Genomic DNA, 2,180 nt, shown 5'->3' with positions numbered 1-2,180 from the left:
CGGCGCGCCCGTACAGAGCAGCGCCGCGGCGAGGCGGCGGGCAAGCCCCATTTTGCCGCTGCCCTTATCGCCCGTCAGCAGGATGGCCTGGGGCAGGCGGCCGCCCAGCACCGTGCGGAGCGCCGCGTCCGCCGTCATCGTGCCGTGCGCCATCAGAGCTTTTCAAACCGCTCGACGTTCAGCACAAAGACGGTCGCGCCGCCCACGTCGACCTGCACCGGCATGGTCGGGTAAAAGCCCATGCCCAGCTCGGCGGTGGTCGGGATGACCTGCTTGCGGGAAGAGGAATACTGGCGGATGATACCGATCGCGTTGTCGAGCTTATCCTCGTCCAGGCCGATCAGCACCGTGACGTTGCCGGCCTTCAGGAAGCCGCCCGTCGTGGCGAGCTTGGTGATCGAGAAGCCTTCCTTCATTAAATTGTCGATGACGTTATGCGCGTCGTCGGAATTGATGATGGCGAGAAGCATTTTCATGGCGTATACCTCCTATCGGGTCCCGGTGCCTGCCCGGGATGCGCAAAGACGGGGTAATAATGTCATTTCGCGCCGTTTCCATGCGGATTTTGGCAACGGAAACGGGTTTTGGCAATCAGGAGGCCACTTCGACCTCCTTGACCGTAGTATAGCATCTTTCGGTCAGGAATTCAACGTGTGCGGCCGTGATTTTCTCGCCCGGCCACAGCACCGGGATGCCGGGCGGGTAGGGGGTTACGGGGCGCGCGCACACCCGCCCCGCGGCCTGCGCGGCGGGCACGGCCTCCCGCGGGGCANCTCCGCGCGCTGTGCACAGCAGGGGCGGCCGCCCCTGCCGCCCTTGGCGGCGCGCAGCATGCGGCATTCCTCGCAGGAAAAGACCTTGGGGCTGTCCGCGCTGTCGTCAAGCTGCACCTTGCAGGTGCCGCGCAGCATCTGCGCGGAAACCACGGTGCCCGTGCCCTCCGGCGTTTCCACGACGCTGCCCTGGCGCGGGGTGACCTTTTGCAGCTCGGCATAGACCTCGTGCTCGTACTTGAGGCAGCACATCAGGCGGCCGCAGGTGCCCGAGATCTTGGCGGGGTTCAGGGAAAGGTTCTGCTCCTTGGCCATGTTGATGGAGACCGGCTGGAAATCGTCCAGGTAGGACGAGCAGCACAGCTCGCGCCCGCAGGCGCCCAGGCCGCCGAGCATCTTGGCCTCGTCGCGCACGCCGATCTGGCGCAGCTCGATGCGGGTGCGGAAGACGCCTGCGAGGTCCTTGACCAGCTCGCGGAAATCGACGCGCCCGTCGGCGGTGAAGTAGAACAGGATTTTATTGAGGTCAAAGGTGCATTCGACCGTGACAAGGTGCATGTCCAGGCCGTGCTCCGCAATTTTCTTCTTACAGATATCGAAGGCTTCGCGCGCGTGCCGCTCGTTTTCCTCGACGACCTCGCGGTCGGCCTCGGTGGCGACGCGCAGCATCTTCTTGAGGGGCTGGACGACGGTTTCGTCCTCCACGTCGGTGTTGCCCATGACGGCCTCGCCGTATTCCACGCCGCGCGCGGTTTCGACGATGACGTGGTCGCCCGGGCGGACTTCCTGCCCGCACGGGTCGAAGTAATAGATTTTGCCGATCTTCTTGAATCGGACGCCGATAATATTGGTCAAATGGGGGTTCCTCCAGTTAATGAAATCGGGTTTGGACGCCCGTTACAGCCAGCAGGCGCCGTACGCGCCCGCACAGAGCGCGGAGCTGGNAGTCCGCCGCGCCGTAATAGGCGGCGGCGAGCCGCTCGGCCTCGCGGATGGGGCCGGCGCCCTCGTACAGGTTGCCGGTGCCGTAGGTCTCGGTAAAATCGAGCGGGAATACGCCCGCGTACGCGTCGAAGACCGGCTTGCCCTTGTGGCCGGGCATGTGGAAGCGCAGGGTATCGCGCGCGGCGAGCGCCTGCAGCGCCTCATAAAGCGGCGCGTCCTGGTTATGGGTTGGCATCATTTTGCTCCTTTTCCTGTTGCAGCGCCAGGTTGCGGCGCAGCGGGGCGGGGCCGCGCCAGGTGAAGGCGCGTTCCGGGTACCGTTCCTGGAACTGCCGCCGGGTCAGGCCTTCGAGGTCGCCCGGGGCGAGGGACAGGATGCGGTTTTCCGTAAAGGCGGGGTTGGGGCTTGGCGCGGCGCCGCGGTTGAGCGGGCAGGCCTCCGAGCAGATGTCGCAGCCCCAG

At 65.3% G+C, this 2,180-nt stretch carries 3 protein-coding genes and 1 pseudogene; all 4 read right to left on the bottom strand.

The genetic code is table 11. The features are described from left to right. Positions 1 to 152: 152 nt before the first annotated feature. Positions 153 to 476, bottom strand: coding sequence for a cyclic-di-AMP receptor (locus tag CZ203_RS01390; protein WP_087064299.1), 324 nt, complete (start codon positions 474 to 476; stop codon positions 153 to 155). Positions 477 to 591: 115 nt separating this feature from the next. Further along, positions 592 to 729: an Orn/Lys/Arg family decarboxylase gene (locus CZ203_RS15045; protein WP_235847431.1), complete on the bottom strand. Its 138-nt coding sequence runs from the start codon at positions 727 to 729 to the stop codon at positions 592 to 594. Next, complete coding sequence (locus CZ203_RS01380; RefSeq protein WP_087064297.1) at positions 711 to 1,628, bottom strand: PSP1 domain-containing protein; 918 nt, start codon at positions 1,626 to 1,628, stop codon at positions 711 to 713. Before CZ203_RS01380 ends, CZ203_RS15045 begins: the two co-directional genes overlap by 19 nt. A gap of 311 nt (positions 1,629 to 1,939) precedes the next feature. Further along, positions 1,940 to 2,180 (bottom strand): annotated as a pseudogene (locus tag CZ203_RS14405) (hypothetical protein); the annotation flags it as partial.

It is taken from the genome of Intestinibacillus massiliensis (genome assembly GCF_900155735.1).
Taxonomy (GTDB): domain Bacteria; phylum Bacillota; class Clostridia; order Oscillospirales; family Butyricicoccaceae; genus Intestinibacillus; species Intestinibacillus massiliensis.
Note: the sequence above shows the minus strand (reverse complement) of the source record. Positions and strands in the feature narration are given on the sequence as shown.

Coding starts and splice junctions, on each gene's coding strand:
- CZ203_RS01390 (WP_087064299.1), bottom strand. CDS start 476: ATGAAAATGCTTCTCGCCATCATCAATTCCGACGACGCGCATAACGTC.